Genomic DNA, 18305 nt, shown 5'->3' with positions numbered 1-18305 from the left:
AAAATCTTTTGTCGAAATGCAAAGGTAGTGATACTTATGGCTAAAAGCAAAGTTCACTGTGACTAATCCTGTATTGTGTATTTCGCCAATATTTTGAAATAATCCCAGTAGATATCTTGATTATGATTATTGTCATTTAGTATTTTGGGGTAAAGTGATAATTTGACCGGAAAATCATTTACTATGAATACACAATATTATATTGATCGCGAAGATACGTACGGTGCACACAACTATCATCCCCTGCCTGTGGTACTGGAACGCGGAGAGGGCGTATTTGTCTGGGATGTGGAAGGAAAGCGTTATTTCGACTTTTTGTCAGCATATTCTGCTGTTAACCAGGGACATTGCCATCCATCAATTGTTAATGCACTTGTGGAGCAGTCCAAAAAACTCGCACTGACATCCAGGGCCTTTTACAACAATGTGCTGGGAGAATTTGAGGAATACGTGACCAAACTCTTTGGATACGATAAAGTGCTTCCCATGAATTCGGGAGCTGAAGCCGACGAAACAGCCCTTAAGCTTTGCCGTAAATGGGCATATAACGTTAAGCAGATTCCAGAAAACGAAGCCGTAATAGTGGTATGCGAAGGGAACTTCCACGGCCGTACCATCACCATTATTTCCATGTCAACGGATCCGGATTCCTACAAAGGATTCGGACCTTATACACCAGGATTCAAGGTAGTTAAATACAATGATATTAACGCACTTAAGGAAGCATTATCACAACCTAATGTAGCTGGCTTTCTGGTTGAACCTATTCAGGGTGAAGCGGGTGTGTATGTGCCGGACGATGGCTATTTGAAAACTGCCTACGAAATGTGTAAAGCCAACAATGTGTTGTTCATTGCTGACGAGGTTCAGACTGGTTTGGCACGAACCGGAAAAATGCTGGCGTGTGATCACGAAGGCGTTCGTCCGGACATTCTCATTCTGGGAAAAGCGCTTTCAGGAGGTACTTATCCGGTATCGTGTGTCCTTGCCGATGATGACATCATGCTGACAATCAAACCCGGCGAACATGGGTCAACTTACGGAGGAAACCCGGTAGCCGCCAAGGTTGCTATAGCTGCCCTTGAGGTCATTCAGAACGAAAAGCTGGCTGAAAATGCGGAAGTGCTTGGAGAGTATTTCAGGGAAGAATTGAGAAAAATTGATTCTCCGTTTATTGAATTGGTTCGCGGTAAAGGTCTGCTGAATGCTATTGTGATCAAGCCAACTAATGGTAAGACAGCCTGGGATGTTTGTTTGGCACTTAAAGAAAACGGGCTGATAGCAAAACCGACGCATGAGCATATCATCCGGTTTGCACCACCGCTGGTTATTACAAAAGATCAGCTTGACGAAGCCATAACCATCATAAAAAATACAATACAGCAATTGTGATATTTTAACGAACGGCTGTCCGGATAAGATGTGTAAAGTAGCGGATATGCATTTTTATTCGGACAACTGTTTTTTAATGTCAGATACAAGTATCAAGACACAAGAATCAAGACGCATAACATTTTTCACTGTAATTTACTTTTTTATCCGTTTAACCTCAAAATATTCAATATTTGAAGCGTTTTTTACATCCTCTTCATGTTCTTTATTCCATTCAGCTCTTCCGGACTGATTAAATCCTTTCTGTATAATTACGACGTCTTCATCATTAAATAAACTGTCGATATTTGTATTTAAGGAGTTCCCATAATTATTTGGATTGGCAATGGTAATATTCGTTTTCTGACCTTCGAACCTGAAAATCCTGTTAGCATTAAACAACTGTTTCAGATCCGGTTTACCCTGATTAATTCCTATTCCTTTATCATCAATTTTTATTTCTTCTGTCTGTTTATCTGTCAAATACTGATAAACAATAAAAAAATCTCCTGCGTAATCTTCGGGTAAAATAATAACTTCCTGATCTGGTTTCGGGATGGGCTCCATAGGATGTTGATTCTTTCTGGCAATGAAAACTTCATCAATCATATTCTCATCAACATAACTTTTATAATTACATCCAATGCATTGATTTTTACTCAGTCGTTGCAGAGTTAGTTTTACAGGAACATCACCTGACAAGGATGTTATACTATATTCATTTGGGGCTAACTTAACTGCTTCAAAATCCATATTATCCATGACTCTCGTCCCAATTATATCCCAGTTCAATTTTTTGTTTTCGGAAAAAGTTACGGTACTAACCCCGTTTTCTTTGTTGAGGTCCCATGTTCCAACATAAAAATTGTCTTTATTACTACAGGATAACAGGATAAATAAAAAGGGAATAAAAAGTATTGGTTTCATATTAGTAATAATTAAATAAATGAATAAACGCATCTGGCCTGTTTTAAGTGTAAGCCAACATTAGTCTTATAATTTCCAGATTATTCAGGAAACCGGTCAAATTTATTTATTTTTTCCAGCGACTCATCCCAGCTTGCTTTATTTGAGACAAAAATATGTGCATCAGGCCGTTTTTCCAGTTTAGTATCTAAACATCCTGCCGGAACGACTAACAATTTACCGTCCATTTGTAAATTGGGCAATGCTGATCCACAATTTGTACAAAAGGCTTTCACATGATTGCTTTTGGGAGGTTGAAATGTTTTGATTTTGGTTTCCGTTTTTATCCATTCCAGTTTTGCGGTTGACGAAAATAAATTTGCGGCATGAGCAGAGCCGGTATCTTTCCTGCAATATCTGCAATGGCACAAATAAAAACTCTCAAAATCACCTGTAACTTTAAACTTAATGCCTTTGCACAAACACGATCCCAGGTATTCCATTTAATAAATCACTTTTTTAGAATTACGAATTTAGTAGAAATCCTTTCCCCCACATTATCTAAACTTCGTATTTTTTCTAATTAACACTCTTTAATCTCTCCTTTAGTTAAGTTCAGGATAAATAGCAGTTCGCTTACTTTAATTAAGCGCAACGTTCCCGCGGTATAGTGTCGTGCGGTTGACTGTCCCACGAAGTGGAGACTGTCAAGCCGAAAACGACGGCATACGGAATGTGGATTTGCTGGTTAAAACAAAATCGCATGCACTAATACCGTGTGTTGTAATCAGTTGTTTTTTATTTGATTAATTCTTGAATTTCTTTCTTTAGAATAGGTAAGTGTCTCACAATTGTTCCCCAAATAATTTCATGATCAATTTTATCATATCCGTGAATGACTCGATTTCTCATGCTAATAATTTGTCTTTTACTTGAAATTTCAAGTGTGTTATCCAGTCGATCGAGTTTTGTCATCGCTTCACCAATAATTTCGAACTCTCTTTCGATTGCTCGTCTCAACATTTTGTCAGACATATAAATGGCAAAATCTCTTTTTCCTCCAAGATAACTCTCAATCGAATCAATAGATTCTTTAATATCAAATAAGTACTTTTTAATTTCAAGCTCCATAAATCAAGGTCTTTGTCTTGTTAATCGATTCTATGAAGTAAGGATTTGAAAGTGATTTGTCTGTAATCAAATCAACAGGTCTTTTTAAGATTGTTTCAAACTTATCAGCCAATTCGAAATATGAATCAGCATAGTCACCGTAATCCATTGGTTTGAAAGAAATCAAAAGATCAATGTCGCTATCATCATTAAATTTGTCAGTACATACAGAACCAAATGCAAAAAGACTACTTACATTATGTGTAATACATAATGCTTTGATATTATCCATATTTTCTTTGAGTAGTCTATTCATCGTTTTTCAATTTATACAAACTTAGCAATCTAAATGGATATTAGCAATATGGTTATGGTTTAAGTCTTTCATGCAATTGGTTACAACATTTGTATATCTCCATAATTGAAGTTATTTCTGCATTGTTTTCATAAAAATCAGATTTTTCACTAACAGAATATTTTCATCAAGCTTGTTCTTTTCAGAACAGGGCCGGTTCAATTTTAGCGGATTAAATGTAAGTATTTCAGGAGAATATTCCTAATATTACTCATTCGATGAACTTCGGATCGTCGAATGAGTAACGGAACTAAAATCCCCTGCCAATCGCATACCATTGGCACCCCCTTTTGAATAAGTGGGACGATAATTACAGCAATAAATTACGTTCTATTGGGATAATTTTGGAATGTGCAGAACTTGCATAACTTTCAGGATCAAGACCACGAAGATTCACAATTCTGATTCGGTTTCCCGGCTTTATTGAATAATCCTCACCATTTTGTTGGGCAGCACTCACAGAGATCTTATTCCAGAATTCAAGAAAATCTCTCCCATAAAGATTATATTCTGCCTGAAGTTGCTGTAGTAGCTGTAGTAGCTTTGTGTATCCTAAACCGGATGCATCAATCACCTCAAATTCGTTTGGATCCATATTTTCATGAAGAATTTCCTTCAGCTTAACGGCATCAAAAGGCTGATTGTATATTTCAGGAACAATAATGCCGCTGTAGAACTGCGTTCTGGCACTTTCTGCATGTTTTAAATGCGTTGGTTCAACAGCCGTAATAATCTTATCCGGCATATACCTGATAATGCCTTTTTTAATAACTTCCTGTCCTGTAAATATTTTATGCGAAAGAATTCGGTGTTCCAGATTCATGGCTGCTGTTTTATGAATTTTTCCGGGAGCTGAAGGGCGGGATCATCCGGATCAGCTAATTCATAAAGCCTTATATTGTTGAGAATGGCATTTTTTCTGACTAAGGTCGAATCCTGATCCAGAAACATGATATTCAGTTTATGCAGGGGAAGAGAATCAGACGTATGGAGGTATAGATTACAGGACACCAGTGAATCCCGGTACAGAAAACAGGTATCCGACAAAATGGAATCACCCGTAACAGAATCTGTCAGGTATTCTACCTGAAAAACAGTTCGCGGATTTAGTGACGAATCATTTGGAAAAAGTCTTATATCCGCTTTTAGAACAAAGCCCTTATGTGGAACAGAATCCAGATAGACCTTATCATAATCACCTTTCCAACTGGTAACTTCGTCCACCACCACCTTACGGTCACCCCACCAGAATTCCTTCAGAACAGAATCGCGCAATACAGAATCTTCAGGATAATCCTTCATAAGATTCATGGTTTTATAAATATAGCTCCTATCAAATTGTCCGGCCTTCACCCTGGATTCACGTATCATTAATTCCTGAATGACCTTATCATACAACACTTCGTACTTACGCGTATGCAGCGCATAATAATGCATGGTAGAATCGAACCTTGCCCGTTCAATACCGTTAGCTTCAATAACACGTTCAATAGCCTTACTGCGGTCCTGGGTGGTCAGGAACTGGCGCATGCTGGTATTCGTTATGCCCTCGGCATAATGGATATCAGAAAGAATCTCAACCAATTCATCCTGCGGAATGATATACGTATTTTTTTTACATCCGGGAATAAGAATCAACAGCAACAATATGTGCAGAAATACACGGTTCATTAAAGCTTATTTTCCTTAAAGAAACGCCGCTGAAAAATTAACATGTATCCAATACCTACTGTTATAGAAGAGTCCGCCACATTAAATATGGGCGCGAAGAATTCAAAATACTTACCGCCAAAATATGGTATCCATTTGGGCCAGAAGAAGTGGAAAAGGTTAAAATGAAACATATCAACCACCCTGCCGTGTAAAATCGGCGCATAGCCAAAAATTACACCATAGAATACGCTGTCAATAATATTCCCCAATGCACCGGCAAGAATCAAAGAAAAGCCTACAATAATGCCGGTCTTCACATCTTTGCGAACCATTTTTACCAGGAAAACTGCGATGACTACGCTCGCGATCAACCGGAAAATAGTAAGAAAATACTTGCCTCCCTTCCCCGGCAGTTCAATGCCGAACGCCATACCGTTATTTTCGGTATAATCGATAAATGGTAAGGTATGAATCCAGGAAAGCGGTTGGGTCTTAACAACAATTTTAATAATCTGGTCGAACACCAGGATAAGCAAAATGAGAGAAATTGAAATCCACCCTTTTTTTGACATTGTTTCTTTTTTACAAAAAATGAAGGGTCATAGCGACCCTCCAAATATCAATTAATACTATTTCATTGTGTATTTACTGTCCCTGTTTGGCTTCGATAGACAGCGTAGCATGCGGAACAGCGCGTAATCTTTCTTTTGGAATCAGCTTGCCGGTTACACGGCAAATTCCATATGTTTTATTTTCTATTCTGACCAATGCAGCTTCAAGATGCTGAATGAATTTTAACTGGCGCTGTGCGAGTCTTCCGGACTCTTCCTTACTTAATACAGCCGCACCTTCTTCAAGCACCTTAAACGTTGGAGAGGTATCCTGGGTATCATTATCATCACTGTGAGTAATGTTGGCCTTTAAAAGATCATAATCTCTTTTAGCTTTCTCCAGTTTTTCAAGGATAATCTGCTTAAATTCAGCAAGTTCCTCGTCCGTGTATCTAGTTTTTTCAGCCATAAGATTAAATTTTCACCAAAGTATAATTTATTTTGTTAAAATCAAAGTTGTTTCTCAATTTTAATCACTGTCTCAACTCCTTTATCTATCTCTACTTCCCGTGCGTCTTTAAGGGTTTCAGAGGGGACCAATTCCACACTGGTAGCCAGTGTTTGGGAGGCAATATATTGTTTATGAGCATTAACCGCGGCATCAATCTCAGAATGACTACCAATGTACAGGTTAATCTTATCTGTAACCTCCAGTCCCGACTCTTTTCTGATATTTTGAATACGGTTTACAAACTCACGCGCAATGCCTTCCTGTTTCAATTCCTCAGTAACTGTAACGTCAAGAGCCACGGTATATTTTCCTTCGGTTGCAACCAACCATCCCGGAATATCTTCACTCAGAATCTCCACATCAGCCATTGTCAGTTCTATACTTTGACCTTCAATTTCAATGTTCTTTCCTGCGTTCTTTTCAAACTCAGCAATATCTTCCTGGCTCATTCCATTAATGCATGCAGAAATTTGCTTCATCTGTTTTCCAAATTTTGGTCCCAGTGTTTTAAAATTTGGTTTTATCTTTTTCACCAGAATTCCGGCCGTTTCATGAAGGTATTCCACTTCTTTTACATTCACCTCGTTCAGCACCAGGTCCTTTATTTTTTCAAACTGATCCACAAACGAACTGTCCAGAACAGGTAACATCAGTTTATTCAGCGGCTGACGCACCTTAATATTCACCTTGCGCCTTAAACCAAGCACCATAGATGAAACCGTCTGCGCAATCGCCATACGCTCTTCCAGTTCTTTATCGATCAGTGCTTCATCGTATTCCGGGAATATGGTTAAATGAACCGACTCCGAGTTATCCAGACCAGTTACCTTATTTAAATCAAGGAACAGCCTGTCCATAAAGAACGGAGCAACAGGTGCCGAAATTTTTGCGATTGTATCCAGACACTTATATAAAGTCTGATAGGCTGCGATTTTATCCTTATCATAATCACCACCCCAATACCGTTTCCGGTTCAGACGAACATACCAGTTGCTCAGGTTTTCCGTCACAAACTCCTGGATGGCACGCCCCGCACGGGTTGGTTCATAATTTTCATAATGATCACGAACTTCTTTAACCAATGAATTCAGCAACGAAATGATCCAACGATCAATTTCAGGACGCTCTTCCACAGGAATATCTTCCTCTTTGTGCGAAAATCCATCCACATTGGCATATAACGAAAAGAAAGAATAGGTGTTATAAAGCGTTCCGAAGAATTTACGCTTCACCTCTTCCACACCTTCCATATCGAACTTCAGGTTATCCCAGGGCTGAGCATTGGTTACCATATACCAGCGTAAAGGATCGGCTCCCTGCCCTTCCAGCACTTCGAACGGATCTACACCATTACCCAAACGTTTCGACATCTTATTGCCGTTTTTGTCGAGTACCAGTCCATTGGATATAATATTTTTATAAGCCACCGAATCGAATAACATGGTAGCTATGGCATGCAGAGTAAAAAACCATCCGCGGGTTTGATCCACACCTTCGGCAATAAAATCTGCCGGATAAAGCTGACTGAATTCGTCTTTGTGTTCAAAAGGATAGTGCTGCTGCGCATATGGCATGGCACCTGAATCGAACCACACATCTATCAGGTCAGATTCGCGCTGCATCGGTTTTCCAGATGGTGAAACCAGCACAATATCATCCACTACATGGCGGTGCAAATCTATTTTTTCGTAATTGTCTTTTGCGTTATTGCCAACTTCAAAACCGGCGAACGGATTGGCTGGCATCAGGCCTGCCTTCACAGACTTTTCTATTTCATTGTACAATTCTTCCACGGAGCCGATACACAGCTCTTCCGAAGCATCTTCCGTCCTCCAGATGGGCAATGGTGTTCCCCAGTAACGCGAACGTGACAGGTTCCAGTCCACCAGGTTTTCCAGCCATTTTCCAAAACGACCAGTACCTGTTGATTCCGGCTTCCAGTTGATGGTTTTATTCAGTTCCATCATCCGCTCACGCACAGCTGTTGTTTTTATAAACCAGCTATCCAATGGATAGTAAAGCACCGGTTTATCAGTACGCCAGCAATGCGGATAATTATGCACGTGTTTCTCTATCTTGAAAGCTTTGTTATTCAGCTTCAGCATAACGGCCAAATCCACATCCAGCGATGCCGCATCTTCAGGAATGGATTCATCGTATGCATTTTTCACAAAACGTCCGGCATACTCACCATAGAACGCTTTATCCACGTACTGATCCACAAACGCAGTATCCAGATCTTCCAGCTTATAGAATTTACCGGTCTTATCCACCATAGGCTGACGCATACCGTCTTTGTCTATCAGGATAAGTGGCGGAATACCGGCCTGTTTGGCCACCCGGTCGTCATCCGCACCAAAGGTTGGTGCAATGTGTACGATACCTGTACCATCTTCGGTGGTTACATAATCGCCCGGAATAACTTTAAATGCTTCCTTTTCAGGCTTTACAAACGGAATAAGTTGTTCGTAAGATACGCCGGTCAGTTCTGTTCCTTTGTAATGATCCAGTATAACATAAGGAATCTTCTTATCTCCTTCTTTGTATGCATCGAAATCAAGTTCTGTACCTTCCGGTGAAAAATAAGCCTTTACCAAATCCTTGGCCAGGATTACCGTAAGCGGTTCACTGCTGTAAGGATTGTATGTTTTTACTTTAACGTATTCAATTTTGGGTCCAACAGCCAATGCAGTATTGGATGGAAGTGTCCAGGGTGTAGTCGTCCAAGCCAGGAAAAACAAATCACCATCCACATCTTTAAAGAGAAAATCGGATGCCTCATCACGAATCACCTTAAACTGAGCCGTGCAGGTTGTATCCTTCACATCGCGGTAACATCCCGGCTGGTTCAGTTCGTGAGTACTTAACCCGGTTCCGGCAGCCGGGGAATAAGGTTGAATGGTGTATCCCTTGTACAGCAGACCTTTCTTATACATCTCTTTCAGCAACCACCATAACGTTTCGATGTAGCGGTTGTCGTAAGTAATGTACGGGTCATCCATATTGACCCAATATCCCATTTTATGAGTAAGGTCCTCCCACATGTTAGTGTATTTCATCACCTCTTTGCGGCAGGTATTATTGTATTCCTCTACTGTAATGGTTTTACCGATATCTTCCTTGGTGATCCCAAGGCTTTTTTCCACACTCAACTCCACCGGAAGCCCGTGTGTATCCCAACCAGCCTTACGTTTCACAAGAAATCCCTGCTGTGTTTTATAACGGCAAAAAATGTCCTTAATGGTTCGCGAAATTACATGGTGAATACCGGGCATACCATTAGCCGAAGGAGGCCCTTCATAAAAAACAAAGGTAGGCCTGCCTTCACGGGTTGACATACTTTTATGAAAAACATCTTTTTCATCCCAATCCTTTAGGACTTCCCTGTTAACCTCTGACAAATTAAGTCCCTTATATTCAGCAAATTTCCTGCTCATATGTCAGTATCTACTCCTTTTATCGGTTCTAAAAAAATTGAGTGCGAATATAGTAAAAATCTTTGGTGGAGAAAAGCAGTTGAATAGCGGGATAAAGAGAAATATAATTCATAATGGTTTTCCGCATAAAATATTTCTTTAAAAAGCTATTTTTCAATCCTTTAAAAGGATATAAATTAGCATTAAATTATGTGAATAATTTCCTCTTTATGTTTTGAACACAAACAATTTTGAACAGTATACGCTACGATTAACGGAATTGTACATTAAGGATGTTTTCAGTCAGTCCTACAGACTGAGCCTCCACGCCTGCCATCAAACGGCACTACGTACCGGGTTTACTACTTCCAGTCTTACAGATTGGATTTCCAACTCCGACCTTTTACCTCGGTGCGTTGCTCCAGATTTTTACTGCCAGTTTGTTGGACTGAAACTTAACAACCATGCAAGTTAGATCCAAGGCTGAAAGCCTTACCGATTCCAGCCTGACATTGTATGTCAGGCTGATGAGCGAAGCGAATACCCACGCTGAAGGCGTGGACGAAAATCTGAAAACAGGTCAAATTTTTTGTTTTTGCCTAAACAGAAAATCTCTGACGAACCTTTAAAAATACTTTTATGTGGTTACCGGGTATTATATTTGGCGTAAGTTTTGTATTTTGGCTCACTGTATAAAAAAACGATTGAATATGAATTTCCTTAAGATGCTCAGCACAATAACATTGACAGTAATGTTTTCGATGCAGATTTATGCACAAAATATTAAGTATAATAACCCAATTGCCGAAGAACGGGCTGATCCGTGGGTCTTTAAAGCTGATGATGGCACCTATTATATGACCGCCACCGTACCGGAATATGACCGGATCATTATTCGGAAAGCAAACACTATAAACGGACTAAAAGATGCAGAAGAAAAAGTCATCTGGCGCAAACATAAAACCGGTGTAATGGGACATCATATCTGGGCTCCGGAATTACATCGTATTGACGGGAAATGGTATATATATTTTGCTGCAGGAGAAGCGGAACATATCTGGAATATAAGAATGTGGGCTTTATCCAATGCGTCCAATGATCCGACTACCGGTGAATGGAAGGAAGAAGGACAGATTAAAACCCAAAGAGAATCATTTTCACTGGATGCCACAACATTTGAGCACAAAGGTAAAAATTACCTGATCTGGGCGCAAAGTGTGAGGCAGGGAGATAACACCGGTCTGCTGATTTCAGAAATGAAAAATCCGACCACCCTGACGGGTCCCGAAGTTGTAATTACTGAACCTGAATTTGACTGGGAACGTGTAAAATACCATGTAAACGAAGGACCTGCAGTGATTAAAAGAAACGGGAAGATCTTTGTCAGCTATTCTGCAAGCGCTACAAACGACAACTATTGCATGGGATTATTGTGGATTGATGAAAATGCAGATCTGCTGGATGAATCTAACTGGCATAAATCTCCGGGCCCTGTATTTTTTACAAACGAAGACCTGAAACGATATGGCCCGGGTCATAACTGTTTCACGGTAGCTGAAGATAGTAAAACGGATGTAATGATCTATCATGCCCGTGATTACAAACAGATTCAGGGACACGAATTATCCGATCCGAACCGTGCTATGCGGGCAAGACCTATTCGCTGGACAAGAAGTGGCTTCCCTGACTTTATGCAGAAAACGGGAGATTAAACCAAATTTTTGGAAAAAATATTAAAGGTAGCAGTCCTTACAACTATGCCAGGAAACCTGCAGCCTGCTCCATTACGATATTGAATGTTCTGTTGATGATTCCGGAATTTTGATTTTTAACCACCGGAAACGGATTTTCGTGTGTATAATTATAGTCCGGATTCAGGAAAGACATCCGGCAGCCCTTCAATGTTTTTTTGATTGATTCTGACGGAATTACCTTATCTTTCAACAAACCCAGTACCTGAATCTGATCGCGTATTTTTGAAAAGACATCCTTTTTGATCCGGTTCAACCGATCCAGACTGGTCATGCTGTAAAAGCTTTCGCCCAGTTGTGTATTCTTTAAAATCTGCCGGACAGACTTATTTTCACTCCTGTTTTCATCTATGGCTTCTCCGTAATAATTTATGACCCGGTCAAATGCCACACTGTCCATAATGTATTTTGAAACACCATCCATTTGATTAAACACCGAACCTCCACAAAACATAAATAGTTTTGATGCATCGAATATACCATTCGGATTGCTCAAAAATAAAATCTGAGACAGAAATGCTCCAATGCTGTAGCTGAAAAAGTCAATATCCGTACCGGAATGGAATAACGGATCATTGCCTGATTTTATGTCCGATACCAGTTTCAGTATATCCATGGCACTCTGATAACCCGACAGCATAAACCGTTCTGGATGGGATGTCAGCCTTTCGCTCAACGCCAGGTTTGCAAAAGACGCCATTTTCACATCACTAAACTTCTGCTTTCTGGATTCCAGCTTTTCCATGAGGCTTCTGGGGTTGATCCATTCTTTAGGTGACCGGCCCATATGAAAACTGATGGGAAACAGGATCACATCCTTACCTGTATTCTCTGCCAGCACATAAGCCCAGGACATATACTTATCCCAGTCACGTTCATTCAGTCCGTGTAATAAAACGATAACACCATCGGCCTGATCCTTATGCTTAATAACAGGATATGTGAACCGATCGTTTTCAGGAATCTGCCCGTCAGAAATGTTATAAAAATTGTCTGACTGGTCGATACTGAATAATTCCCGACGGGCAGATATAAAATCACGTTCCGTAAAGGAGAGAGAAGTTCCCGGAATGGGCATTGCCGCTGCATTGTTCATCCGGGCAGAACGCGTTACATATTGTATTTCGTTATAGTCCATTTCCTGAGTTTTGTGCAAATCAAAAGAAGATTTCCGTCATCAGAAAAAAAATGTTACAGACACCCTTATACTGGGACAAAAAGTCATATTTGGGGGTAAAATTGGCTATGTTGGGGTAAAATTTTAAGGCTGATTTATATTAAAAATGGAATATCAGGCAGGATTATCTATTTTTGTAGTTCAATTTACAGTGATGGCAGATTTGAACCAACCCATACCCCGCTATTTAGTTCTGAAACAAAATATTGTTAAACTCATTCTGTTTACAGCACTTTTTGCCTTGGTGTTCATTAATATCTATGCCCCATTCGGTGTTGAATACTGGTTTAATGCAGGAAAATGGGGACTCCTGGCCTATTCCAGTCTGATTATACTCACCGGTGTACTCGTTGTTGTGGTGAGCCGGATCATCATGTACCATTATTCAAAAAGGCATCCTATAAAATTGTGGAGCTACCTTGCATGGGTGGCAGTAGAAGTCTTCTGTATGGCTTTATTTTATGCATTATTCGAGAGCCTCATCCTGAAAGATGAACGGTTTTTTATGGATATGCTGAAACTGTCCATTGAGAATACTGCCCTTGTTTTGCTGCTGCCTTATTCTGTTTTATGGCTCTATTTCTCATGGCACGACAAAAAGCATAAACTGGAACAGCTTGAAAGCGGTAATTTTAGTCTGGATGCCGGTAACCTGGTATCATTTAAAGATGAACGCGGAACATTAAGATTGTCAGTAAAACAAAGCGATTTACTTTACATTGAATCTGCAGACAACTATGTAAAGGTCTATTACAACGAACATAATATACCTACAAGTTACCTCCTGCGCAATACATTAAAGAAACTTGAAGCAGAACTTCCTGAAGATATCTTTATCAGGTGCCACCGCTCCTACCTGATCAACATGAAGCTGATTAATACCATAAAACGAGAAAAAGAAGGTGTTTTTCTGGAACTGGATACTGAACCTGTCATCCGCATTCCCGTTTCAAAAACATATATTGATAATGTGATCCGGAGGTTTACGAATTAGATACAAGAATCAAGAACCAAGAATCAAGATTTTGTACTTTCAATGTGAGTATGAACTTCGTTTGCTAACGTAATTCTAAGTCCAAAGGGCCAAAAACATTAACTTATAACAAGATCCCGACCGTATGACCGAACCAAACTCATTTTATAGTGCCAACTGATCTCATAGCGAGATACAATTCTTATTTGGATAGAAAAATTATCTTTTTAAAAATACCTAAATCCTTATAACTCTTTCGTTGCCAAACCATTCTATTGCTTTTTCAATGACCACTTCTGAAGGATTGTAATAGAATACAGCCAAATTCTCTTTCGCTCTAGTACAACACACGTAGAAAATCTTTTGAGAGCGTTCCAAAACGCTTTCAGAACCTCCTCCTATAAAGAGATTCTCAAAATTATAATTTCGCCATCCACCATTATCAAGAATCATCAACACATTATTGAACTCAGTACCTTTGGTTTTGTGTTGTGTTGAAAACGGAGTTTTTCCTTCTAAGTAATCATACAATTTTTGAAATTCAGAGAAAGGAACGGATTTTACTCTATCATATACATATTGTTTTTCATTCGCAAAACGTTCCAATCTTTCGTCAATTAAACAGATTCCTTTTTCATTTGCCTCGTTAATCACTGTTTCAATTGTTTTATCCCCAACATCAACTAATTCTTCTATATTGTTTCTGAGATTTCTCTTATCCTCTATTGATTTCACTTTAGTTCTATAATCTGTAACTCTCAAAAATTCGTTGTATTGTTTATTCTGATATAAATGGATGTTTCTTTGAACTTTGTATAGATGTTTAATCAAATCATCACGTCTTGAACCTTTTTTATTATCATCATCTTCATCCTGCTTTTTATCATCAAGCAAAGAATCTTTATCAAGATATATCTTTTTAACATCTGAGAATGCCCTATCCTTTAGCATATTAAAATAAGTTACATTTATAGGGTCACTTGTTAGAACATCTTTTTTGAGTTCTCTACTTCTGTTTTTTAACTGAAACTTATCAACTACTGTTTCGAATGAATCAGTTTCTAATATTTCAATTTTAGGACGGTTATTCTTTTTATTATATTTTATTTTGGCGAGAATATCATTTTTCAATGATATTACTGGATCCTTATCATAAACATCCATTAATGTTCTAAAACCTGCTTTATCTGCTATTAGGTTATGAGTCAGATTTAATTCTTTTGTATCTTTTGAATTATTAAAGTCCCATCCTTCATTCTCTGTCAAATAAACCTTAATATTTTCAACACTATCGTTATCTGAATAAAGAAATAAAACATTTCCCTCTTTTACCTCACCATTGAACATGTTTGGAGCAGATTCATCGACAGACGGTATTTGGTTTATTCCGTCAGTTCTTAGCTTATTCGCTAAATCAATTACACGCTGCGGATTCCTTCTGTTTTGTTCCTTCTTGACCTCTTTTACTTTTCCGTCTTCCTCACCTTTATACGTAGCTAAATTTCCAATTCCATCGTCATAAATGGACTGCATCGCATCTCCAAAAAAACCAATAATACTTCTCTTCCGACTTTGGGCAAAGTGAGTTAAAAAAGATTCTATAACCGCCTTATTTGTGTCCTGATATTCATCGATAAATATGAATCGATACTTATCTTTAATAATATCACTCAATTTGGAATAATGCTCAAACATATACTCTGCAACAAGTAGAAGTTCGTCATGAGAGATAATCCCCTCTCTTATTCTTACATATTCTTTGTATTGAATCTTGTTTTCAAGGTTATTAAAATAATCATCTGGAACTATTTCTAAATCGTCAATTTTTATTCTGGTAATTGCTTCATCATTAGCAAGGGCAATAATTGTTGCTTTTAACTCTTTCTGAAAGTGTTTTATATTGTCCCAGAGAAAATCATGAATTGTTGAGACATTTAAATTATTGTGGTTTACACGTTCTTCAATTTCTTTAACTGCTGCATTTGTATATGTCATGCAGGCAACTTTTGAAGTTGGATTTTCTTCTATGACTTGTTTAATAACCTGAACCAAAGAATAGGTTTTTCCACTTCCAGCACCGCCACTCAACAGAAAGTTTTGTCCGTTGTCGATATGCTTGAATATTTCTTGGACCTCTGGCTCTAATATTAGTCTTCCTTCAACCATAACAATCCTTCTTTAATATATTCAGGTATTTGCCAGTTATTTAGATTGGCACTGCTAAAAAACAAAATATCTAAGGCAAAATGAGTTTTCTTTTTGATACAACTCTTTGCAAGAGCGTAAGCGTTTTTTACTGGGTCATCAAAATCTTCTCTGTTTTTTAGTCCCTTGAAACTATCTTTATTATCATTGACAAAGGCTTTATTCAGATGGATAAATGAATCCTCAAAGCTTCTCGCATTATAACCATTTTCATTAGTTTGATAAACAACTAACAGGGAACCCTCTGGATCATTTGTCCAAGTTCCATTACCTTTTTTAAGTATTTTGCTATTGAGATCATATCCTTTTAGATCATCTAAGGTTTTATTATTAAAAAAGAACGAAAGAGCAGTATTTGAAAAACTGACTCCATTTTGAACCTCACATTTTTCACCATCAGCATCAACAGCATCTAAATCGGTTATTATTAACGATTTTATGCCTAAAAATTCTATGAATTTTTCAAATATTTGAGAATAAGCACCGACTTCAATAATTGAAATATTTTGTGATAATAAGGGCAAGAATGGATCATTTCCCCCAGATTCGAGAAACCTTTGCGTCTCTTCAATATCGACCTTTTTCATCATTGTGGGGAGAAGTATTCTCTCAGTATCCCCCTCAATGAGAACAGCTTTATCCGCAAAGAAAATTTCAGCTCTACTAATTGTTAAGTATTGTTTTAAAAATTGATATTGGTTTGGGGTTTCTTCGTATTCAAGGCTCAGTTCTTTTAAGTTTTTTGCAATTACATTGTTCAGACTAATCTTCTTCAGGTATTTTATGTCATCAAATTCACTATCGGCAACTATATGGGAAGAATGGGTACTGATGATATATTGTAATTTTCTATTTTGCCCATCCTCTCTTACTATGCCATCCTTAAGTAAGCTTTTTATATTTTTAATAAATACATACTGCATTTGAGGATGAGTATGGGCTTCCGGTTCTTCGATAAACAGCAAATTAATATCTGATGGCTTTTTGTTTTTATCTCCTTTGAATTCCTGCCGCTTAATTTCAATTTCGAAGATCATACTGATTAGGTTCATATACCCCAGCCCATTGTAGTATTCCGGCAGTTGATTATCAGCGTCATGACTATATATAACAGTAGTATTACCTTTTAATAATTCCCGATGCTGCAGTGAGGAAATAATTTTTATTTCAGATTCATTGGGTTTTATGCCACCGAAAAGTTCGACCTTATTTACGATGTCTTCAAAAAGATTTGTGTAAATATTACTCAAATTATCATCAGTATCAATTAACTGATCCTTGAAGGCTTCTATAGCTTTTGATTGCTCATCATTTTCTTCCGTTCTTTCATAAATTTGAGAAGTTTGACCAGATAGGGTTTTATCTGCTTCTTTATTCGTTACGTCCCTCCTGGCACTTATATATTTAAAAGAAATAATGTCTTTGACACTAATCTTTTCATCATCTAAATCGACATATACATCTTCATTAGCTAGATTTTCTGTTCTATTGTATTCGTATGAATATCTTCTGGACTTAAAAAAACTCAAATGCCTCTCAATAAAATCACATGTGCTTTTTACTTTATAATTTTCATCTTCGGCTTTTTTTTGTGCTTCCTTTTCATTGAATGCAATTAACTCGCCTTTCATTCGCTCATAATTTGCAAAATGGAGGGCAAATTCAAATCCAAGAACAATAACATTGTTTTCAGGATCCAAATCCATCATTACGCGACTGATATTGGATAAGTCATCATCTTCTCCATATTTGATAAAAATCTTTAGTTTTATTGACTTTGGTATGTATTCTTCTTCTGCGATTAAACCAGCTTCCAAGAGGTCTTTAATTTCTTTTTTAAATTCGATGTTAAAATCATCAAATTTGAAGCTGCTGGGAGAATTCAAAAACTTTTCTAATACCAAAAGTAGTGATGTTTTTCCTGTGTTATTTTTTCCAATAACCAGAGATAGCTCTTCTTCAATATCAATTGAGAAATCTTTTAATAGTCTATAGTTCCCGACCTGAATTTTGAATATATTCATAACATAATTAGGTTCATTAATACATCTAATTCGGAAATTCCAAACAGGAATGAGATCCTTTAATAATAACCTCTAAATCTATCAATTAAATAAGAAATAAACAAAAGAAACTAAGTTTAAAATAGGAGATCAAAAAAATTGAATCAAAAAAGTCCAGACATTTTACCTAAAAACTCAGGACATTTTGCATAAAAAGTCCGGACTTTTTTGAAAGAACTTAAGGAAGTTTTGTGTTTGCAAAGTATAATGACTTACCCATCAGCCCAAAAGTAACAAAAAGGGGTGCTCAGACTCATGTAATG

Annotated in this window: 15 protein-coding genes; 3 read left to right on the top strand and 12 right to left on the bottom strand. The window is 37.8% G+C overall.

The genetic code is table 11. The features are described 5' to 3' along the window. The first annotated feature begins 183 nt into the window (after positions 1-183). A complete protein-coding gene (gene rocD / locus ACE01N_RS08760) occupies positions 184-1392 on the top strand; it encodes an ornithine--oxo-acid transaminase (RefSeq protein ID WP_380587237.1) in 1209 nt (402 codons plus the stop codon). Between the two features lie 135 nt (positions 1393-1527). Here rocD and ACE01N_RS08755 read toward each other — a convergent pair whose 3' ends face one another. The 9 genes from ACE01N_RS08755 to ileS form a co-directional block, all read right to left on the bottom strand. Then, the gene (locus tag ACE01N_RS08755) at positions 1528-2298 is read right to left on the bottom strand and encodes a hypothetical protein (protein ID WP_380587234.1); all 771 of its coding nucleotides are present in this window, start codon (positions 2296-2298) and stop codon (positions 1528-1530) included. A gap of 80 nt (positions 2299-2378) precedes the next feature. Then, positions 2379-2780, bottom strand: coding sequence for a GFA family protein (locus tag ACE01N_RS08750; protein WP_380587231.1), 402 nt, complete (start codon positions 2778-2780; stop codon positions 2379-2381). Positions 2781-3075: 295 nt separating this feature from the next. Beyond that, positions 3076-3408 carry a HepT-like ribonuclease domain-containing protein gene (locus ACE01N_RS08745; protein WP_380587228.1) on the bottom strand — a complete coding sequence of 111 codons (333 nt, stop codon included), beginning with the start codon at positions 3406-3408 and terminating at the stop codon, positions 3076-3078. Then, positions 3398-3703, bottom strand: coding sequence for a nucleotidyltransferase family protein (locus ACE01N_RS08740; protein ID WP_380587225.1), 306 nt, complete (start codon positions 3701-3703; stop codon positions 3398-3400). The genes ACE01N_RS08745 and ACE01N_RS08740 overlap by 11 nt, the downstream gene beginning before the upstream one ends. Before the next feature lie 349 nt (positions 3704-4052). Continuing rightward, positions 4053-4565 (bottom strand): hypothetical protein, encoded by a 513-nt coding sequence (locus ACE01N_RS08735; RefSeq protein WP_380587222.1) that lies wholly within the window; start codon positions 4563-4565, stop codon positions 4053-4055. Continuing rightward, positions 4562-5413, bottom strand: coding sequence for a DUF4296 domain-containing protein (locus tag ACE01N_RS08730; protein ID WP_380587219.1), 852 nt, complete (start codon positions 5411-5413; stop codon positions 4562-4564). Before ACE01N_RS08730 ends, ACE01N_RS08735 begins: the two co-directional genes overlap by 4 nt. After that, positions 5413-5967 carry a signal peptidase II gene (locus tag ACE01N_RS08725; protein ID WP_380587216.1) on the bottom strand — a complete coding sequence of 185 codons (555 nt, stop codon included), beginning with the start codon at positions 5965-5967 and terminating at the stop codon, positions 5413-5415. The genes ACE01N_RS08730 and ACE01N_RS08725 overlap by 1 nt, the downstream gene beginning before the upstream one ends. A gap of 73 nt (positions 5968-6040) precedes the next feature. Continuing rightward, the gene (locus ACE01N_RS08720) at positions 6041-6415 is read right to left on the bottom strand and encodes a TraR/DksA family transcriptional regulator (protein WP_380587213.1); all 375 of its coding nucleotides are present in this window, start codon (positions 6413-6415) and stop codon (positions 6041-6043) included. Between the two features lie 41 nt (positions 6416-6456). Then, on the bottom strand, positions 6457-9894 hold the full coding sequence (ileS, locus tag ACE01N_RS08715) for an isoleucine--tRNA ligase (protein ID WP_380587211.1): 3438 nt from the start codon (positions 9892-9894) through the stop codon (positions 6457-6459). A gap of 689 nt (positions 9895-10583) precedes the next feature. Here ileS and ACE01N_RS08710 point away from each other — a divergent pair. After that, complete coding sequence (locus ACE01N_RS08710) at positions 10584-11585, top strand: glycoside hydrolase family 43 protein (RefSeq protein WP_380587208.1); 1002 nt, start codon at positions 10584-10586, stop codon at positions 11583-11585. A 43-nt stretch (positions 11586-11628) separates the two neighbouring features. On the opposite strand, the gene ACE01N_RS08705 is transcribed toward ACE01N_RS08710, so the two are convergent. After that, a complete protein-coding gene (locus ACE01N_RS08705) occupies positions 11629-12762 on the bottom strand; it encodes a DUF6051 family protein (RefSeq protein WP_380587205.1) in 1134 nt (377 codons plus the stop codon). Between the two features lie 145 nt (positions 12763-12907). Between ACE01N_RS08705 and ACE01N_RS08700 the strand changes: the two genes are divergently transcribed. Further along, positions 12908-13795, top strand: coding sequence for a LytR/AlgR family response regulator transcription factor (locus tag ACE01N_RS08700; protein ID WP_380587202.1), 888 nt, complete (start codon positions 12908-12910; stop codon positions 13793-13795). Positions 13796-14011: 216 nt separating this feature from the next. Here the strand turns inward: ACE01N_RS08700 and ACE01N_RS08695 are convergent, their stop codons facing one another. After that, positions 14012-15940, bottom strand: a complete 1929-nt coding sequence (locus ACE01N_RS08695; RefSeq protein WP_380587199.1) for a UvrD-helicase domain-containing protein — start codon at positions 15938-15940, stop codon at positions 14012-14014. Beyond that, the gene (locus tag ACE01N_RS08690) at positions 15922-18003 is read right to left on the bottom strand and encodes an AAA family ATPase (protein ID WP_380587196.1); all 2082 of its coding nucleotides are present in this window, start codon (positions 18001-18003) and stop codon (positions 15922-15924) included. The genes ACE01N_RS08695 and ACE01N_RS08690 overlap by 19 nt, the downstream gene beginning before the upstream one ends. Between the last annotated feature and the right edge of the window lie 302 nt (positions 18004-18305).

The sequence above is a fragment of the Quyinboa ferrireducens genome (assembly GCF_042436675.1).
Taxonomy (GTDB): domain Bacteria; phylum Bacteroidota; class Bacteroidia; order Bacteroidales; family UBA5342; genus JBHJHP01.
Note: the sequence above shows the minus strand (reverse complement) of the source record. Positions and strands in the feature narration are given on the sequence as shown.